This is a genomic window from Streptomyces sp. NPDC058145, assembly GCF_042884245.1.
GTDB lineage: Bacteria > Actinomycetota > Actinomycetes > Streptomycetales > Streptomycetaceae > Streptomyces.
The window spans coordinates 392,080-408,787 of record NZ_JBHVUH010000003.1 but is presented as its reverse complement, the minus strand read 5'-3'; the positions used below and the strand labels follow the sequence as shown (position 1 = coordinate 408,787).

The window sequence follows — 16,708 nt, the reverse complement described above, 5'->3', positions numbered from 1 at the left end:
AGCCACGCCGCTATGGTCGCGGCGCGGCTCCATCGACTCACAGGGGCCGTACGGCCATCTTGTCGAGCGCCTCCAGCAGGCCGGGCAGCTCGGGGCCCCGGCCCACCGGCAGTACCTCACCCGGCTCCTCGTCCAGCAGGACGAAGGCGATGTCGTCGGTGCGGGCCACGATCGACCAGCCGGGGCCGTCGGCCCGCAGCGTACGGGCGTCGCCCGGGGCGAACGAGGAGCGGACCCGGCCGAGCGGCGGCGGTGAGTCGACGTAGGCGCGCGCCTCCGCCAGTACGCGCCGGACGCCCTGGTGCCCGGACGTGGGCTTACCCTCGGCGTCGTCCGCCAGGGACTCCACCGCATCGGGCCGCGTGTCGGGGGAGGGCGAGTAGCCGTCGCCGATCTGCTCCCGCCAGACCGCCCACTGCAGGGCGATCTCGTCGGCGCCCAGGCGGCGCTGGGCCGGCCCCCAGGAGCTGGTGTCCGGCGGGGTCAGCGCGGGCCCGTCCGCGGCGTCCGGGGTGGGATCGTGGGGTGCGGGCACCCCCGGTGCTGCTACGGCGACTGCCAGCGGCCAGCCCGGCAGGGCGGCCACCACCGTGTTCTCGTCCGGCGACAGTTCGTACTCCATGCCGCAGTCCCAGGACGCGATCGCCACGGCGACCAGGGACACGTCGTCGATGGCGACCGTCCAGCGGGCGCCGTCACCGTCCTGCCCCAGCACCAGGCCGTACCCGTCGGCGTACGGCGCCAGACCCAGCGCCGCGCAGGCCTCCGGATAGTCGTCGCCCAGCACGCTCGGGAACTGTGCGGGCGTCAGCAGCACCGCCGTGAGCACATACAGCGCCTCGTCCGCGGCGGCGACGGCCTGCTCGTCCGTCCCGGCCATCACAGCCCTCCCAGTGGTTCGTCCATCGGCGCGCACCCTAGTGCGAGTGGAAGGTGCTTGTCACGACTCCACACACCACTCGGAGCTGCAGGTTTCCACCTGGACGTGGGCGAAACGGCCGCCTGGCGGAAGGCCGTGATCCGGCATTGGTCCGTTCCGGCTCAGGCGGCCGGCAGACCGAGGAGGTCACGGGCGACCGTCCGGGGCGACTCGTTGCGTTCCCGGGCCAGCGCGATGACCGCCCGGCACGCCAGTTCGCTCACCCCGAAGGACAGCGCCTCCGGCGACACCCATGCCGCCGCCTCGTCGATACCGTCCTGATCGTCCTCCGCGCGGGCCGCCACATAGGCCGCCGCGGCCTCGAACAAGTTGTGTGGACGCCGTTCCCGGCCGCCCGTGGTCTCCCCGCGCGGGAAGGTGCGGAACCTGGCGGCGTACTTGCGCATCGCGTCGAACACGTGACCCGCCTTCCTCTCAACGGGGTCGTCACCGACCACCCATCCGGCACTGTTCAACGTAGAGTTGAAGCTCCGGCGGTAAAAGGGGGCAGCGACGGTGCGCTTCGACCGGCTCAGGCGGATCCAGCGGATGGACCCGGTGGCGGACGCTCACGAAATCTACCGGCTCAGCACGGCGTTCGAATTCCCGTGGGACTACACACGGGCCCTGGAGCTGGCTCTGTACCGCACCTACGCCGTCCCCTCGATCGGCCGGCTGCTCGCACAAACGGGGGAGCTGACGGAGCGCGCGCAGAAGCGGTACGACGACACCGCACTGCTCCTGGACACCGTCGTGGAGCACGGTTTCGCCGCCCCCGAGGGCCGCACCGCGATCCGCCGCATCAACCAGATGCACCGCAGCTACGAGATCAGCGACGACGACATGCGGTACGTGCTGTCCACGTTCGTGGTGGTGCCCCGGCGCTGGATCGACAGCTACGGCTGGCGTCGGCTGTCCCGGCACGAGATCGTCGCCGCCACCGAGTACTACCGCACCCTCGGCCGGCACCTGGGCATCCCCGGTGTACCGGAGACCTACGAGGAGTTCGAGGCGCTGCTCGACGCCTACGAGCAGGCCCACTTCGCCTGGGACGAGCAGGGGCGGCGGGTCTCCGACGCCACGCTCGACCTGATGGCGTCCTGGTATCCGCGCCCGCTGGCACCCCTGCTGCGCACGGCCACTCTCGCCCTGCTCGACGAGCCCCTGCTGCGCGCCTTCCACTACGAGCCGCCGGGTCCCGTCTCCTGCGCACTCGTGCGCCGCGCGGTCCGGACGCGCGGCCGGCTGGTCCGCCTGCTCCCGCCCCGCCGCGCACCGCACTTCGCGCGGCAGAACCGGGAGATCAAGAGCTACCCGAACGGCTACCGTCCGGCCGATCTGGGCACCCGTCCGGTTCCGGGGATGGGTGGCTGCCCGGTACGGAACCTGGACGCCTCAGCGGGCGACGTCCCCGAGTGAGGCCAGGGTGTCGCGCAGCCAGGCGAGTTCGGCCCGGCTCGTGGCACGCGCGATGGTGAGGACGCCGCGCCGGAACGGATCGTCCAGTTCCTCGGCGCGTAGTGGCCTGTCGCCCTCGTAGAAGAAGCTCGCCGGCTCCTCCAGGAAGGCCAGCCGGCGCCGCAGCACGGTCGCCTGGGCGGCCGGATCGTCGAGGTGCCGCAGGAACGCGAGCACGGTGAACCAGTGGTTCTCGTCGGTGATCTCGCGCTGTCCGGGCTCGGCCAGGCGGCGGCGCAGCTCCTGCCCGCCCTCCTCGGTGAGCGTCAGGACGTGACGCGGCGCGGCCACGGCGCCGGGCTCGGTGTTCCGCGCCAGCAGCCCCGCCTTCTCCAGCCGCTTGATCGCGGGGTACAGCGTGCTCTCGGCCACGGGCCGCACGTGCCCGGTGAGCGCGGCGATGTGCCTGCGTAGGACGTAGCCGTGCAGCGGGACGTCGTAGAGGAAGCCGAGGATGGCGAGTTCCAGCATGGCCGCATTCTCCCGCATGGGCGCTGTACCTCAAGACGCGAATATTCTTGTGGCGCAATACATCGGCACCGAAGTATGTTGTGCTCAGTACAGCCGAGTCGCAGTGACGCAGGAGGGGTGACGTGGAGCAGGCCGTGTTCGACGACAGGGGAAGCCGGATCCGGTGGACGGAGATGTCGGGTGAGGAGCCCGCGCGCGTGTATCTGCACGGCCTCGGATCGATCTCCTCCGTGTACCACGCGCATGTCGCGGCCCGTCCCGAGCTGGTCGGCAGGCGCAGCCTGTTCGTGGACCTGCCCGGGCACGGCATCAGCGACCGGCCCGAACACTTCGGTTACACGCTGGAGGAGAACGCCGACGCCCTGGCGGTCGCGATGGACCAGGCGGGTGTCACCGGTGCCGAGCTGATCGCGCACAGCATGGGCGGAGCCGTCGCCATCGTGCTCGCCCACCGGCGGCCCGACCTGGTCTCACGGCTGGTCCTCACCGAGGCCAACCTCGACGCCTTCCCACCGCCCACGGCCGGCAGCAGCTCCATCGCCGCCTACGGGGAGGACGAGTTCGTCGAAAGGCGGTACGCGCGCGTGCTGGACGCCGTCGGCCCGCTGTGGGCGGCCACGATGCGGCTGGCCGACCCCCGGGCGCTGCACCGCAGCGCCGTCGGCCTCCGCCGCGGCTCGGAACCTGTCATGCGCACGATCCTCGAGGACCTCGAGGTCGACCGCGTCTACCTCCAGGGCGAACACAGCGGCGAACTCCCCGGCCGGAAGGACCTGGAAGCCGCGGGGGTCCGCGTTCTCACGGTGCCGGGCGCCGGGCACAACGTCATGTTCGACAACCCCGACGCCTTCGTGGCGGCCGTGGCCGGACTGGGCTGACACGTCCTCGCGGTCAGTCCTCGCGTGTCGCCAGCGCGAGGAAGCGGGCGTCCTCGTCCACGTACGAGGTCATGCGCCACCCCGCGCGGTCCAGCAGCGGGCGGAGGTTGGCCTCGGCACGGAGGTCGTCCGGGGTGATCAGCCGCCCCTGACGCGCCGCCAGGGCCGCCCGGCCGATGGGATGGAACAGCGCGAGCCTGCCGCCCGGCCGCACCACACGGGCCAGTTCCCGCAGGTTCTCGACGGGCCGCGGCAGGTGCGCGATCAGGCCGGCCGCGAAAACCGCGTCCAGGGCACCCCGGCGCAGCGGCAGCGCGGCGACGTCCGCGAGCAGCAGGCGGCCCTCCTGGTCCCTGCCGGCCCGTACGGCGGTCTGGAGCATCGCCGGGGTCAGATCGACGCCGACCACCACCCCGGCAGGCCCGACCGCGGCACGCAGAGGCGGCAGAGCGCGGCCCGTGCCGCATCCGGCGTCGAGCACGCGGTCGCCCGGACGCAGTCCCATCTCCGCCACGGCGGCCGCGTAGGCGGGGCCGTCATCGGGGAACCTGCTGTCCCACCCGGCCGCACGGGCGGTGAAGAAATCCTGGACGTGTGTGTGGTCGTTGCTCATGCTCGGCATGATTCCTCACCGACAGGAGGGGCACTGCTGCGCGCACGTTCGAGCGCGACCCGATCGTTCCGCCGCCTCTCTGCGTCATATTCCAGCACCTTTCGAAATGCGCCCCCTTCGTGCGCCTCTGCCCCGGCTAGCGTCCCGGGGCCATGGGACACCTGGACCACGCCGCCTTCGGCTGGCTGACCCCCGTGCTGTCGTATCTGATGGCCTGCACGGGCGCCGCACTGGGACTGCGCTGCACCGTCCGCGCACTCGCCGCGACCGGCCGGTCGCGCCGCAACTGGCTCCTCACCGCGGCCTCCGCGATCGGCACGGGCATCTGGACCATGCACTTCGTGGCCATGCTCGGCTTCCGCGTCAGCGGCACCGACATCCGCTACGACGTACCGCTGACCATCCTCAGCCTGGTCGTCGCCATGGCCGTCGTCTGCGCCGGCGTCTTCGCCGTCGGCTACAGCCGGGACCGCAACCGCGCCCTCCTGCTCGGCGGGCTCACCACCGGGCTGGGCGTCGCCAGCATGCACTACCTGGGCATGGCGGCCGTACGGCTGCACGGCGACGTGACCTACCGACCCGTCCTCGTAGGCCTCTCGGTGCTGATCGCCGTCGTGGCGGCGACCGCGGCGCTGTGGGCGGGGCTCAACATCAAGTCGCCCCTCGCGGTCACCCTCGCCTCCCTCGTCATGGGAGCGGCCGTCAGCAGCATGCACTACACCGGAATGTTCGCGGTGAGGGTGCGGGTCACCCCCTCCGGCCACATCCTGCCCGGGGCCACGGCGATGCAGTTCATCTTCCCCCTCGCCGTCGGCCTCGGGTCCTACCTGTTCCTCACCTCGGCCTTCGTCGCCCTCTCGCCCACGGCCGGCGAACGTGAGGCGTCCGCCTCCGCCCAGCGGCCCGTCCAGAGCGCCGCCCGCTGACGGGATCCCGTCCCGTCCCCGGACCCCCGTCCCACGTCCCGAGCGAGGAGGCCATGCGCCCACCCCGTGACACCCCGCATGCCGGTTCACCCGGACGGATTCCGCCCCCGCCGCGCGGACGCCGCGCGCACGCCGGACCACCGGCCGACGAGGGCACGGACCGGCCCCTCGACCTTCCTCCGTTCAACCCGCCCGAGCGCGTGGGACGCCGGCGCGTCCGACCCCGTACGGTGCGCGCCAAGGTGATCTGCCTGCTGATGGTGCCCGTCGTCTCCCTGCTGGCTCTGTGGGCCTACGCCACCGTCAGCACCGCCCAGGACATCGCCCGGCTGCGCCAGTCCCAGCGCGTCGACACCGAACTGCGCGCCCCGGTGGCCGCCGCCGTCACCGCGCTGCAGAACGAGCGGGCGGCGGCCGTTCGCTACGCCGCCGAGCCCGGCGCGGCGCGCGGCGACGACCTGCGGAGTATGGCCGCCCGCACCGACCGCGCGCTGACCGGGCTGCGGCTCGGCGACGACAGCACGGTCGCCGACAGCCAGGAACTCCCGGGCCGGGTCGCCGGGCGGCTCGAGACGTTCGTGACCGGCGCCGAGCACCTGCGCGCGCTGCGGACCGCCGTGCTCGACCGCAGAACCGGCTGGAGTCAGGCCTACGACCGGTACACGAAGACCATCGGTACGGCCTTCACGGTGGACGGCGCCCTCACCGGCATCCAGCAGGCCGACGTCGGCTCGGACGCGCGCGTGCTGCTCGAGTTCTCCCGGGCCGCCGAGGCACTGGCCCAGGAGGACGCCGTCCTCGGCAGCACCCGCGCGGACACCCGACCGCAGGGTGAACGGCTGCGGCTGTTCGCCGCCGCCGTCGCCACGCGCCGTGCGCTCACCGAGGCCGCCGTCGCCGACCTGCCCGGCGCCCAGCGTGCCGCCTGGCACGACCTGGCCGGCAGCGGCGCCCACACCGCCCTCACCGCCACCGAGGACAGGATCCTCGCCGCCGGCCCCGGAGCCAGGGCGGCCGGCACGGCACCGGGGACCGCCTGGAACAGCGCCCACGCGCGCGTACGGGACGACATGCGGACCCTGGCGGCGGACACCGGTCGTGCCGTGGCGGGCCGATCCGATCCCTACAAGCGCGGACTGCTCAGTCCGGCGGGCGCCGCCGTGCTCTTCGGTCTCGTCGCCGTCGGCGCCTCGCTCGTCATCTCCGTCCGCATCGGCCGGGCCCTCGTGATCGAACTGGTCAGCCTGCGCAACGACGCCCTGGAGATCGCCCGCCGCAAACTCCCCGCGGCGATGACGAAACTGCGAACGGGCGAGGAGATCGACGTCGAGGCCGAGGCGCCCGCCGGGCCGCCGGCGGAGGACGAGACCGGTCAGGTCGCCGAGGCCCTGACGGTCGTGCACCGCGCCGCCCTGCGTGCGGCGGCGGAACGCGCCGAACTCGCCGGCGGCATCTCCGGGGTCTTCGTGAACCTGGCCCGGCGCAGCCAGGTGCTGGTCCACCGTCAGCTCAGCCTCCTGGACAGCATGGAGCGGCGCTCCGACGACCCCGACGAGCTGAGCGACCTGTTCCGGCTCGATCACCTCACCACCCGCATGCGGCGGCACGCCGAGAGCCTGATCATCCTCTCCGGAGCGGCACCCGGCCGGGCCTGGCGCACGCCGGTGCCCCTCACGAACGTCGTGCGCGCGGCGGTGTCCGAGGTCGAGGACTACGCGCGCGTGGAGGTGCGCGGGCTCCCGGGGGCGTCCGTCGTCGGAGCGGCGGTCGCCGACCTCACCCATCTGCTGGCCGAACTCGTCGAGAACGCGGCCCAGTTCTCACCGCCCCACACGCGCGTGCGGGTCACCGGTGAGCCCGTCGGCAACGGCTATGTCCTGGAGGTCGAGGACCGGGGCCTCGGCATGGGGCCCGAGATCCTCGCGGAGGCGAACCGGCGGATCGAGCAGTCCGAGGCCCTCGATCTGTTCGACAGCGACCGCCTCGGACTCTTCGTGGTCAGCAGACTCGCCTCCCGGCACGGCATCAAGGTGCACCTGCGCGCCTCCCCCTACGGAGGCACCACCGCGGTGGTCCTGCTGCCCACCGCCCTTCTGCACGGATCCCCGGAACACTCCGCGCGGGAGGAGGCGCCGGAGGCCCCGCAGCGCCGGCCCGAGTACGCGCGCGTGCCGGACGAGTCCCCGGCTCCTTCCGAGGTCACCGCCCGGACAGGCCGGCCCGCCCTCGCGGCCACCGCCCCCGCACACGAGCCCTCGACCCCTGAACGCCGGCCGTCGCCCCCCGCGCACCTGGCCTCGACTCCCGCACCCCCACCCTCGGCCCCCGCACACGAACCGCCGCCCGCCGGAGTCACCGCCTTGAGGCCGCACCGTCCGCCGCACGACTCCGAGCCCTCCGATGTCCTCCCGCGCCGCGTGCGCCAGGCGAACCTCGTCCCTCAACTCCGGCGGCAGCGCCCCGAGGGGCCGACGCCGGAACCCGTCCCGCGCGGTGACGACGGACGCACCCCCGAACTCGTGCGGGACCGCATGACGGCCTACCGCGACGGCTGGGTCCGAGGCGGCGCCGGACAAGCCGGCCGCGGTGCCGTCCCCGGAACCGGAACAGGCAGTGAGAGCAGTGAAGGAGACCCGGCATGATCCAGGACCCGAACATGAGGGCCGCCCAGCGATCCGGTGAACTCGACTGGCTGCTGGACGACCTGGTGATGCGGGTGAGCGAGGTGCGGCACGCGGTCGTGCTGTCCAACGACGGCCTCGCCGTAGGCGCCTCCACCGGCCTCGGGCGGGAGGACGCGGAGCATCTGGCCGCTGTGGCATCGGGTTTCAACAGCCTTGCCAAGGGCGCCGGACGCCACTTCGGAGCGGGCGGCGTACGCCAGACCATGGTGGAGATGGACGATGCCTACCTCTTCGTCGCGGCCGCCGGAGAAGGCTCCTGCCTCACCGTGCTCACCGCCGTCACCGCGGACATCGGCCTGGTCGCCTACGAGATGGCACGACTGGTCAGGCGCGTCGGCGAGCACCTGTACACCGCGCCGCGCATCACCGCCCGGCCGCCCGCCGGCGGATGAGCCGGAAGGGCGGCAGCGATGACCGACACCCCGACCGGCGGCCCGCGCGAACCGGGCATCCAGTGGTACGACGGAGAGGCCGGCCCCCTGGTCCGCCCCTACGCCATGACCGGCGGACGCACCCAGCCGGGACCCTCCGGAGTGAGCTTCGACCTGATCGCCCTCGTCACCCTCGACCCAGCCGCACCGGCGATGGACGACGACACCGTGCTCGGACCCGAACACCGTGCCCTGATCGGCCTGTGCCGTCTGGAGACACAGTCCGTCGCCGAACTCGCGGCCGGTGCGGACCTGCCGGTGGGCGTCGTCAGAGTGCTCCTCGGCGACCTGCTCGAACTGGGCCGTGTCACCGTCAGCCGTCCGGTGCCCCCGGCCCACCTGCCGGACGAACGCGTTCTGCGCGAAGTCATCGAAGGGCTGCGGGCGCTGTAGATGAACCCTGTGGAACCCAACTCACGCCGAGAGAAGTGATCATGGTCTCCGAGTCCGACGCAGCAGCCGACACGTCCGCCCTGGCGCTGAAGATCCTGGTCGCCGGCGGCTTCGGGGTCGGCAAGACGACCCTCGTCGGCGCCGTCAGCGAGATCCGTCCGCTGCGCACCGAGGAACTGCTCAGTGAGGCCGGTCAGTCGGTGGACGACACCGACGGCGTGGACCGCAAGGTCACCACGACCGTCGCCATGGACTTCGGGCGCATCACCATACGGTCCGGCCTCTCCCTGTACCTCTTCGGGACGCCGGGGCAGGACCGCTTCTGGTTCCTGTGGGACGAACTCTCCCAGGGGGCGCTCGGCGCCGTGGTCCTCGCCGACACCCGGCGCCTGGAGGACTGCTTCCCGGCGGTCGACTACTTCGAGCACCGGCGCATTCCGTTCGTGGTGGCCGTCAACTGCTTCCCCGGCGCACGCGGCTACGGCGCCCACGACGTCTCCCGGGCCCTCGACCTGGACCACGGAACACCGGTCGTGCTGTGCGACGCGCGCGAGCGGGACTCCGGCAAGGAGGTACTGATCCGGCTCGTCGAGTACGCCGGGCGGATGCACACCGCCCGGCTCCTCGACTCCGTGAGCTGAGCGCGTCTGCTCAGGCGGCCAGGTCCTTGACCGCCACCACCTTGTCGATGGTGACCCTGACCAGCAACTCGCCCGGGACGCCGTTGCGGGCACCGTACTCCTCGGCGCGCTCCTCACCCATGTACCGGGCGGCGATGCGGGTGGCCCACAGCCGCACGTCGTCCAGTTCCTCCGACAACCGGGCCCGGCCGCTCAGCACCACGAAATGAAAGGGCGGCCGGTCGTCGTCCACGCACAGTGCGATCCGTCCGTCACGGGTGAGATTGCGCCCTTTCACGGTTTCCCTGCCGGTGTTGAACACCAGATCGTCCCCGTCCAGCAGAAACCAGATGGGGGCCACATGCGGGCTCCCATCGGCGCTGACGGTGGACAACTTGCCGGTTCGGGTGCCGTTCGAGACGAACGCCCGCCATTCCTCATCGGTCATCTTCTGTGCCATACGCCCATCCTGCTTGCCCGGACGCCGGTCGTGGGGAAGGCTGGCGGGCAGGTCCTCCGGCCAGGAGGAGACGTCACACGGGGAGACGGAACATGGCGCAGAACCAGGGACTCGGCTGGCTCCTGGACGATCTGACCGAGCGAGTGGACCATGTGCGGCACGCGTTGGTCCTGTCCAACGACGGGCTGGTCACCGGAGCGAGCACCGGGCTGCGACGGGAGGACGCCGAGCATCTGGCCGCGGTCGCCTCCGGGTTGCACAGCCTGGCGAAGGGTTCCGGACGCCACTTCGGCGCGGGCACGGTCCGCCAGACGATGATCGAGTACGACGACGCCGTGCTGTTCGTGACCGCGGCCGGCACCGGCAGCTGCCTGTGCGTGCTCAGCGGCGCCGAAGTCGACATCGGCCAGATCGCCTACGAGATGACCCTGCTCGTCAACCGCGTCGGCGAACACCTCGGCGTGGACGCCCGGCAGCCCGACCGCCCCCTGACGGACCTCTGACCTGCGTGCTCTCCTGAACCCCGGAGTTATCCACAGGCTCACCGCGCCTCGCGCGGTTCCGGCTACGGTGTGTGCACAGGCAACGCACAGGGCGTGAGCCATCCACTCCACGGGGGAGTACACCATGCCGGACAGCACCCTTGTCCCCACCGTCCCCGCCACCTGCTCGCCGAGCCGAGCCGCGCGCGAACTGGGAATCAGGCGGGCGGAGTTCGACCTCGCCGTCCATCTCGGCCGGATCCGGACGGTGCCCGACGAAGGCGGCGGCGGAGGCCGCGGGGTCGAGCGGGCCGAGATCGACCGGCTGCGCGCCCAGTACGGCTTTCCCAGCACCCTCCGCGAGCGCGTGCGGGTGGTGGGTACGGCGGAGGGCGCCGCGCTGATGAGGATTCCCGCGGGCAGGTTCACCCGGCTCGCCCGTCTGGGCCTGCTGGTCCCGGTCCGGTTCTATCTGAACCGCTATCGCGCCGTGGTCTGGCTGTATCTGGCCGAGGAACTCGAGCAGTTCGCGAGCGGCGCGGAGAACGCGCGCCTGCTCAAGGGGCGTACGCCCGAGACCCTCAGGGGGCAGCTGGCGAGCGGGGCCGATCTGAGGGCCCGCAACTGGCGGGGCCGGCACTTCGGGTTCCTGCTGCGGCAGGTCGGAGATCCCTGGGCCCGGGCGGCGGCGGTGGCCGCGTTCCTGGCGCCCACCGAGGTCGCGGACGTCGTCCGGGACCCCCATGAGCGCGCTCTGCTGGAGCGACTCCGGCCCGCTCCACCGGCCCATGGCGCACCGGGCTCCTCTGTCGCCCACCTCGCCGAGCACCTCATGACCGCGCAGGACCCCGACGAGGTCGGCTGGCTGCGCAGCGATCTGGCGCGGGCGATGCGGGAGGCGCGCACCCATTCACCCGCTCCGCGCCCGCCGGTTCGGCTCCCGGAGGCCGCGGAGCACACTCCTGCGGGGTACGGCGAGGCCGAGCGACGTGGGCCGGCAAGGCCCCGCGGGGCCACGGAAAGCAGGCCCGCCCGGCACCATCGGGCGGTGGCACACACCGTGGTCGCGGCGCCGCCGGACCCGACGGGGCCGCGCCAGGCCCAAGAGGCCCGGCCAGAGGTGCACCGGTCCACCCGCGGCCTTCGGGCGTGGTGGTTCCGCGCGAACTTCCGGCCCACGGAGGTCGCACCGCGCTACAGGGCCCGGAACAGACCCTCCTGCACGACAGAGACGAGCAGCCGGCCGCGCACGTCGTAGATGCGGCCGCGGGCCAGCCCGCGCCCGCCGGTGGCGACCGGGGACTCCTGGTCGTACAGGAACCACTCGTCCGCGCGGAACGGCCGGTGGAACCACATGGCGTGATCCAGCGAGGCCATGTCGAAGTTCCGCGGACCCCACAGCGGTTCGATCGGAATGCGGACCGCGTCCAGCAGAGTCATGTCACTGGCGTAGGTCAGTGCGCAGGTGTGCACCAGCGGGTCGTCCCCGAGCGGGCCGACCGCCCGCATCCACACGGCGCTGCGCGGATCGGCCCCCTGGATCTCCTCGGTGTTCCAGCGCAGCCGGTCCACGTAACGGATGTCGAACGGCTGGCGGCGCGCCATCCGCTCCAACTGCTCCGGCAGCGCGCCCAGATGTTTGCGGATCTCCTCGGTCACCGTCGGCAGGGACTCCGGGTCGGGCACCTCGCGGGCGGGCGGCAGCTGGTGCTCGAAGGGCCCTTCCTCAGGCTTGTGAAAGGAGGCGGTGAGATTGAAGATCGTGCGGCCCTGCTGCACGGCCGTGACCCGTCGGGTGGTGAACGACCGGCCGTCGCGCACCCGTTCCACCTGGTACACGATGGGCACACCCGGCCGGCCCGGGCGCAGGAAGTACGCGTGCAGCGAGTGCACCGGGCGCTCGCCGTCCGTGGTGCGTCCGGCGGCGACCAGCGCCTGGCCCGCCACCTGGCCGCCGAAGACCCGCTGCAGGGACTCCTGCGGGCTTCGGCCGCGGAAGATGTTGACCTCGATCTGCTCCAGGTCGAGCAGGTCGACCAGCCTCTCGGCGGGATTCGTCGTCATCGGTGGAGTTCTCCTGTGCTCACAGCTGGCCGACATCGGTGACGCGGACGACCGCACGGCCCTCGGCGTCGGAGGCGGCGAGATCGATCTCCGCGCTGATGCCCCAGTCGTGGTCGCCGTTCGGGTCGTCGAAGATCTGGCGGACCCGCCACAGGCCGTTCTCCGGCTCCTCCTTGATGACCAGCAGCTTGGGGCCGCGCGCGTCCGGACCGGTGCCGAGGTCCTCGTACTCGTCCCAGTACTTGTCCATCGCGTCGCCCCACGCCTCGGCGTCCCAGCCGGACTCGGCGTCCAGCTCGCCGAGTTCGCCGACCTGGTCGAGCGCGGCGAGCTCAACCCGGCGGAACATGGCGTTGCGGACCAGGACCCGGAAGGCGCGCGCGTTGGCGGTGACCGGCTTGACCTCGTCGGCCTTCTCCTGGGCCTCCTCGGCGGTCATCTCCTCGGGGTTGGCCAGCTGCTCCCACTCGTCCAGCAGACTGGAGTCCACCTGGCGCACCATCTCGCCGAGCCACTCGATCAGGTCCTGCAGGTCCTCGGACTTCAGGTCGTCCGGGATCGTGTGGTCCAGGGTCTTGTAGGCACTGGCGAGGTAGCGCAGCACGATGCCCTCGGTGCGGGCCAGCTCGTAGAAGGACACCAGTTCCGTGAAGGACATCGCGCGTTCGTACATGTCGCGGATCACGGACTTCGGCGACAGCGGATGGTCGCCGACCCACGGGTGGCTCTTGCGGTAGGTGTCGTACGCGTGGAAGAGCAGCTCCTCCAGCGGCTTCGGGTACGTGACGTCCTGGAGGCGCTCCATGCGCTCCTCGTACTCGACACCGTCGGCCTTCATCGCGGCGACGGCCTCGCCGCGGGCCTTGTTCTGCTGGGCGGCGAGGATCTGCCGGGGGTCGTCCAGCGTGGACTCGACTACGGACACCATGTCGAGGGCGTAGGAGGGCGACTCGGGGTCGAGGAGCTCGAACGCGGCGAGCGCGAACGTCGACAGCGGCTGGCTCAGGGCGAAGTCCTGCTGCAGGTCGACCGTGAGCCGGACGATGCGGCCCTCGGCGTCCGGCTTGTCGAGCTTCTCCACGATCCCGCCGTCCAGCAGCGAACGGTAGATCGCGATGGCCCGCCGGATGTGCCTGAGCTGCTGCCGGCGCGGCTCGTGGTTGTCCTCGAGGAGATGGCGCATCGCCTCGAAGGCGTTGCCGGGCCGGGCGATCACCGACAGCAGCATCGTGTGTGTCACCCGGAACCGCGAGGTCAGCGGCTCGGGTTCGGATCCGATCAGCTTCTCGAAGGTGTTGTCCGTCCAGCCGACGAAGCCCTCCGGTGCCTTCTTGCGCACCACCTTGCGGCGCTTCTTGGGATCGTCGCCCGCCTTGGCGAGGGCCTTCTCGTTCTCGATGACGTGCTCGGGCGCCTGGGCCACGACGAGTCCGGCGGTGTCGAAACCGGCCCGGCCGGCGCGGCCCGCGATCTGGTGGAACTCGCGGGCGCGCAGCGTACGCACCCGGGTGCCGTCGTACTTGGTGAGGGCCGTGAAGAGCACGGTGCGGATCGGCACGTTGACGCCCACGCCGAGCGTGTCCGTACCGCAGATGACCTTCAGCAGACCGGCCTGCGCGAGCTTCTCCACCAGGCGCCGGTACTTGGGCAGCATGCCGGCGTGGTGGACGCCGATGCCGTGCCGGACGTAACGGGAGAGGTTGCGGCCGAACTTGGTGGTGAAGCGGAAGTTGCCGATCAGCTCGGCGATCCGGTCCTTCTCCTCGCGCGTGCACATGTTGATGCTCATCAGCGCCTGCGCCCGCTCCACGGCCTGCGCCTGGGTGAAGTGCACGATGTACACCGGCGCCTGCTTGCTCTCCAGCAGATCGGTGAGCGTCTCGGTGAGCGGGGTGCGCTCGTACTCGTAGGAGAGGGGCACCGGGCGGGTGGCCGAGCGGACCAGCGAGGTCGGGCGGCCGGTGCGGCGGGTGAGGTCCTTCTCGAAGAAGGATACATCGCCCAAAGTGGCGGACATCAGAATGAACTGCGCCTGCGGGAGCTCCAGCAGCGGGATCTGCCACGCCCAGCCGCGGTCGCCCTCCGCGTAGAAGTGGAACTCGTCCATGACGACCTGGCCGACGTCCGCGTTCTTGCCGTCGCGCAGCGCGATGGAGGCCAGCACCTCGGCGGTGCAGCAGATCACCGGCGCGTCGGCGTTCACGGAGGCGTCACCGGTCAGCATGCCGACGTTCTCGGTGCCGAACAGCTTGCACAGCTCGAAGAACTTCTCGGACACCAGCGCCTTGATCGGGGCGGTGTAGAAGGTGACCTCGTCCCGGGCCAGCGCCGCGAAGTGGGCGCCCGCGGCGATCATGCTCTTGCCGGAGCCGGTGGGCGTCGAGACGATCACGTTCGCCCCGGACACCACCTCGATCAGCGCCTCCTCCTGATGGGAGTAGAGGGTGAGGCCGCGCTCCTGCGCCCACGACTCGAAGGCTTCGTACAGGGCGTCGGGGTCGGCGGTCGGCGGGAGCTGATCGATGAGGGTCACGCACCCATCTTGCCTGGCCTCGTGCCCGAGGGGGGAATCGGCTGCGGATACGAAGATCACTGCGGCTACGCTGTGTCGCCGACGACGCGTCAGCGCTCCAGGTCAACTGGACAGCGGCACATGAGGAATGGGGCGGGAAGCGGCCATGATGGGACCAGCACACTCACTGTCGGGGGCCGCGGCCTGGCTCGGCGTCGGGGCGGCCGCCGCCGCGGCCGGACACCCGATGCCCTGGCCCGTCCTTCTCGTCGGAGCGCTGATCTGCGCCGGCGCCGCGCTCGCCCCGGACCTCGACCACAAGGCGGCCACCATCTCCCGGGCCTTCGGGCCGATCTCCCGTTGGATCTGCGAGATCGTGGACAAGCTCTCCTACGCCGTCTACAAGGCGACCAGGAAGAAGGGCGACGCCCGTCGCTCGGGCGGCCACCGCACGCTCACGCACACCTGGCTGTGGGCGGTCCTCATCGGTGCGAGCAGCTCCGGGGCGGCGATCGCCGGGGGCCGCTGGGCGGTGCTGGCCATCCTCTTCGTGCACATGGTGCTGGCGATCGAGGGCCTGCTGTGGCGGGCGGCCCGCGGGTCGAGCAGCGACGTCCTGGTCTGGCTGCTCGCGGCGACCAGCGCGTGGATCCTCGCGGGAATACTGGACAAGCCGGGCAACGGGTCCGACTGGCTGTTCACCGCGCCCGGGCAGGAGTACCTGTGGCTGGGCCTGCCGATCGTGCTGGGCGCCCTGGTCCACGACATCGGGGACGCGCTGACGGTGTCCGGCTGCCCGATCCTGTGGCCGATCCCGGTGGGCCGCAAGCGCTGGTATCCGCTGGGGCCGCCGAAGGTGCTGCGCTTCCGGGCCGGCAGCTGGGTCGAGCTGAAGGTGCTGATGCCCGTGTTCATGCTGCTGGGCGGAGCAGGCTGCGCGGCGGCGCTCAATGTGATCTGACGCGCCGCGGGCCCTCAGGCCTCCCCGCCGGCCTCGCCCCCGCCGTAGCGGCGTTCGAACCGGGCGATGCGGCCCTCGGTGTCCACCGTGCGGGCCTTGCCCGTGTGGAAGGGGTGGCTCTCGGAAGAGATCTCCACGTCGATGACCGGGTAGGTCTCGCCGTCGTCCCATTCGATGGTCTGCTCGCTGTTCGCGGTGGACCGGGTGAGGAAGGCGTATCCGGCGGCGCGGTCCCGGAAGACCACGGAGTGGTAGTCGGGGTGCTTGTCCTTCTGCATGGCGGCTCCTCGCGCGCGGCGGTCGGGCAGGGGGCGTCCGGGTCAGCCGGAGAGGGTGTCCTCGTCGACGATGTGCATCGCGGCCTCCTCGGCCGAGGCGGCGGCGCCGTCGATGCCGACGTCCGTGGCGACGAGGGCGCTCTCCTCGTCCTCGTGCGCACCCTCGTCCGGGGCGACCAGGCGCCCGGAGCGGGAGGCGCCGACCTCGTTGTCGAGGAGTTCCCCGTCCGTGCCGTCGCAGTCACCGATGCCGTCCCCGTCGGGGGCGGCGGATTCGGGCAGCTCCTCGGCGAGCCGCTGGTCCAGGGTCTCCCCGGTCTGGCGTTCGCCGGCCGTCACCCCGGTGTGCTCCACTGCCCACGGCCGCTCGGGAGGGGACCAGCCCCGGTCGAGGGGATCGTCGACACCGTCGAAGTCCAGAGTGTCCTCGGCGTCGAGGACGCCCGAGTCCTCCCGGATCTCCGAGGGATCGGGCTGGTAGACGTCATCCCCCCATCCGTCGGCGCTGTCCACGGGTACCTCCATGTGGTGAGGACGGCCTTGTGCCCCCAGAAGGGG

Annotated in this window: 19 protein-coding genes; 10 read left to right on the top strand and 9 right to left on the bottom strand. The window is 71.8% G+C overall.

Annotation, left to right across the window (positions count from 1 at the left end):
* Positions 1–37: 37 nt before the first annotated feature.
* Positions 38–880 carry a hypothetical protein gene (locus tag ACFVVO_RS08740; RefSeq protein ID WP_390052983.1) on the bottom strand — a complete coding sequence of 281 codons (843 nt, stop codon included), beginning with the start codon at positions 878–880 and terminating at the stop codon, positions 38–40.
* A 161-nt stretch (positions 881–1,041) separates the two neighbouring features.
* A complete protein-coding gene (locus tag ACFVVO_RS08735; protein ID WP_390052982.1) occupies positions 1,042–1,338 on the bottom strand; it encodes a hypothetical protein in 297 nt (98 codons plus the stop codon).
* 130 nt (positions 1,339–1,468) lie between these two features.
* Here ACFVVO_RS08735 and ACFVVO_RS08730 point away from each other — a divergent pair, with 130 nt between their 5' ends.
* Positions 1,469–2,338 carry an oxygenase MpaB family protein gene (locus ACFVVO_RS08730; protein ID WP_390053376.1) on the top strand — a complete coding sequence of 290 codons (870 nt, stop codon included), beginning with the start codon at positions 1,469–1,471 and terminating at the stop codon, positions 2,336–2,338.
* Here ACFVVO_RS08730 and ACFVVO_RS08725 read toward each other — a convergent pair.
* Positions 2,315–2,848: a PadR family transcriptional regulator gene (locus tag ACFVVO_RS08725; protein ID WP_390053374.1), complete on the bottom strand. Its 534-nt coding sequence runs from the start codon at positions 2,846–2,848 to the stop codon at positions 2,315–2,317. The genes ACFVVO_RS08730 and ACFVVO_RS08725 overlap by 24 nt on opposite strands.
* A 122-nt stretch (positions 2,849–2,970) precedes the next feature.
* Between ACFVVO_RS08725 and ACFVVO_RS08720 the strand changes: the two genes are divergently transcribed.
* On the top strand, positions 2,971–3,726 hold the full coding sequence (locus ACFVVO_RS08720) for an alpha/beta fold hydrolase (protein WP_390052980.1): 756 nt from the start codon (positions 2,971–2,973) through the stop codon (positions 3,724–3,726).
* 13 nt (positions 3,727–3,739) lie between these two features.
* On the opposite strand, the gene ACFVVO_RS08715 is transcribed toward ACFVVO_RS08720, so the two are convergent.
* Positions 3,740–4,339 (bottom strand): class I SAM-dependent methyltransferase, encoded by a 600-nt coding sequence (locus ACFVVO_RS08715; protein ID WP_390052979.1) that lies wholly within the window; start codon positions 4,337–4,339, stop codon positions 3,740–3,742.
* Between the two features lie 152 nt (positions 4,340–4,491).
* Between ACFVVO_RS08715 and ACFVVO_RS08710 the strand changes: the two genes are divergently transcribed.
* From ACFVVO_RS08710 to ACFVVO_RS08690, 5 genes are read left to right on the top strand one after another with little or no spacing between them, the layout of a single operon-like run.
* Positions 4,492–5,265, top strand: coding sequence for an MHYT domain-containing protein (locus ACFVVO_RS08710; protein WP_390052977.1), 774 nt, complete (start codon positions 4,492–4,494; stop codon positions 5,263–5,265).
* 53 nt (positions 5,266–5,318) lie between these two features.
* Entirely contained in the window at positions 5,319–7,907 is a 2,589-nt protein-coding gene (locus ACFVVO_RS08705; protein WP_390052975.1) for a nitrate- and nitrite sensing domain-containing protein, read from the top strand.
* Complete coding sequence (locus ACFVVO_RS08700) at positions 7,904–8,341, top strand: roadblock/LC7 domain-containing protein (protein ID WP_390052973.1); 438 nt, start codon at positions 7,904–7,906, stop codon at positions 8,339–8,341. The genes ACFVVO_RS08705 and ACFVVO_RS08700 overlap by 4 nt, the downstream gene beginning before the upstream one ends.
* Before the next feature lie 18 nt (positions 8,342–8,359).
* The gene (locus tag ACFVVO_RS08695; RefSeq protein WP_390052971.1) at positions 8,360–8,773 is read left to right on the top strand and encodes a DUF742 domain-containing protein; all 414 of its coding nucleotides are present in this window, start codon (positions 8,360–8,362) and stop codon (positions 8,771–8,773) included.
* A gap of 41 nt (positions 8,774–8,814) precedes the next feature.
* The gene (locus ACFVVO_RS08690; protein WP_390052970.1) at positions 8,815–9,414 is read left to right on the top strand and encodes an ATP/GTP-binding protein; all 600 of its coding nucleotides are present in this window, start codon (positions 8,815–8,817) and stop codon (positions 9,412–9,414) included.
* 10 nt (positions 9,415–9,424) lie between these two features.
* Here the strand turns inward: ACFVVO_RS08690 and ACFVVO_RS08685 are convergent, their stop codons facing one another.
* Positions 9,425–9,853, bottom strand: a complete 429-nt coding sequence (locus ACFVVO_RS08685; RefSeq protein ID WP_390052968.1) for a PPOX class F420-dependent oxidoreductase — start codon at positions 9,851–9,853, stop codon at positions 9,425–9,427.
* Positions 9,854–9,945: 92 nt separating this feature from the next.
* On the opposite strand from ACFVVO_RS08685, the gene ACFVVO_RS08680 reads away from it, so the two are divergent.
* Together ACFVVO_RS08680 and ACFVVO_RS08675 are read left to right on the top strand one after the other, a co-directional pair.
* On the top strand, positions 9,946–10,356 hold the full coding sequence (locus tag ACFVVO_RS08680) for a roadblock/LC7 domain-containing protein (protein ID WP_390052966.1): 411 nt from the start codon (positions 9,946–9,948) through the stop codon (positions 10,354–10,356).
* 124 nt (positions 10,357–10,480) lie between these two features.
* The gene (locus tag ACFVVO_RS08675; RefSeq protein ID WP_390052964.1) at positions 10,481–11,593 is read left to right on the top strand and encodes a DUF6397 family protein; all 1,113 of its coding nucleotides are present in this window, start codon (positions 10,481–10,483) and stop codon (positions 11,591–11,593) included.
* On the opposite strand, the gene ACFVVO_RS08670 is transcribed toward ACFVVO_RS08675, so the two are convergent.
* Both ACFVVO_RS08670 and ACFVVO_RS08665 read right to left on the bottom strand, forming a co-directional pair.
* Positions 11,530–12,399, bottom strand: coding sequence for an acyl-CoA thioesterase (locus ACFVVO_RS08670; RefSeq protein ID WP_390052962.1), 870 nt, complete (start codon positions 12,397–12,399; stop codon positions 11,530–11,532). The two genes, ACFVVO_RS08675 and ACFVVO_RS08670, sit on opposite strands and share 64 nt — an antisense overlap.
* Before the next feature lie 19 nt (positions 12,400–12,418).
* Entirely contained in the window at positions 12,419–14,932 is a 2,514-nt protein-coding gene (locus ACFVVO_RS08665) for a DEAD/DEAH box helicase (RefSeq protein WP_390052960.1), read from the bottom strand.
* A gap of 145 nt (positions 14,933–15,077) precedes the next feature.
* On the opposite strand from ACFVVO_RS08665, the gene ACFVVO_RS08660 reads away from it, so the two are divergent.
* Complete coding sequence (locus tag ACFVVO_RS08660; protein WP_390052958.1) at positions 15,078–15,872, top strand: metal-dependent hydrolase; 795 nt, start codon at positions 15,078–15,080, stop codon at positions 15,870–15,872.
* Positions 15,873–15,886: 14 nt separating this feature from the next.
* On the opposite strand, the gene ACFVVO_RS08655 is transcribed toward ACFVVO_RS08660, so the two are convergent.
* A complete protein-coding gene (locus ACFVVO_RS08655; protein WP_390052956.1) occupies positions 15,887–16,150 on the bottom strand; it encodes a type B 50S ribosomal protein L31 in 264 nt (87 codons plus the stop codon).
* Between the two features lie 42 nt (positions 16,151–16,192).
* Positions 16,193–16,663 (bottom strand): DUF5709 domain-containing protein, encoded by a 471-nt coding sequence (locus ACFVVO_RS08650; RefSeq protein ID WP_390052954.1) that lies wholly within the window; start codon positions 16,661–16,663, stop codon positions 16,193–16,195.
* Positions 16,664–16,708 lie beyond the last annotated feature (45 nt).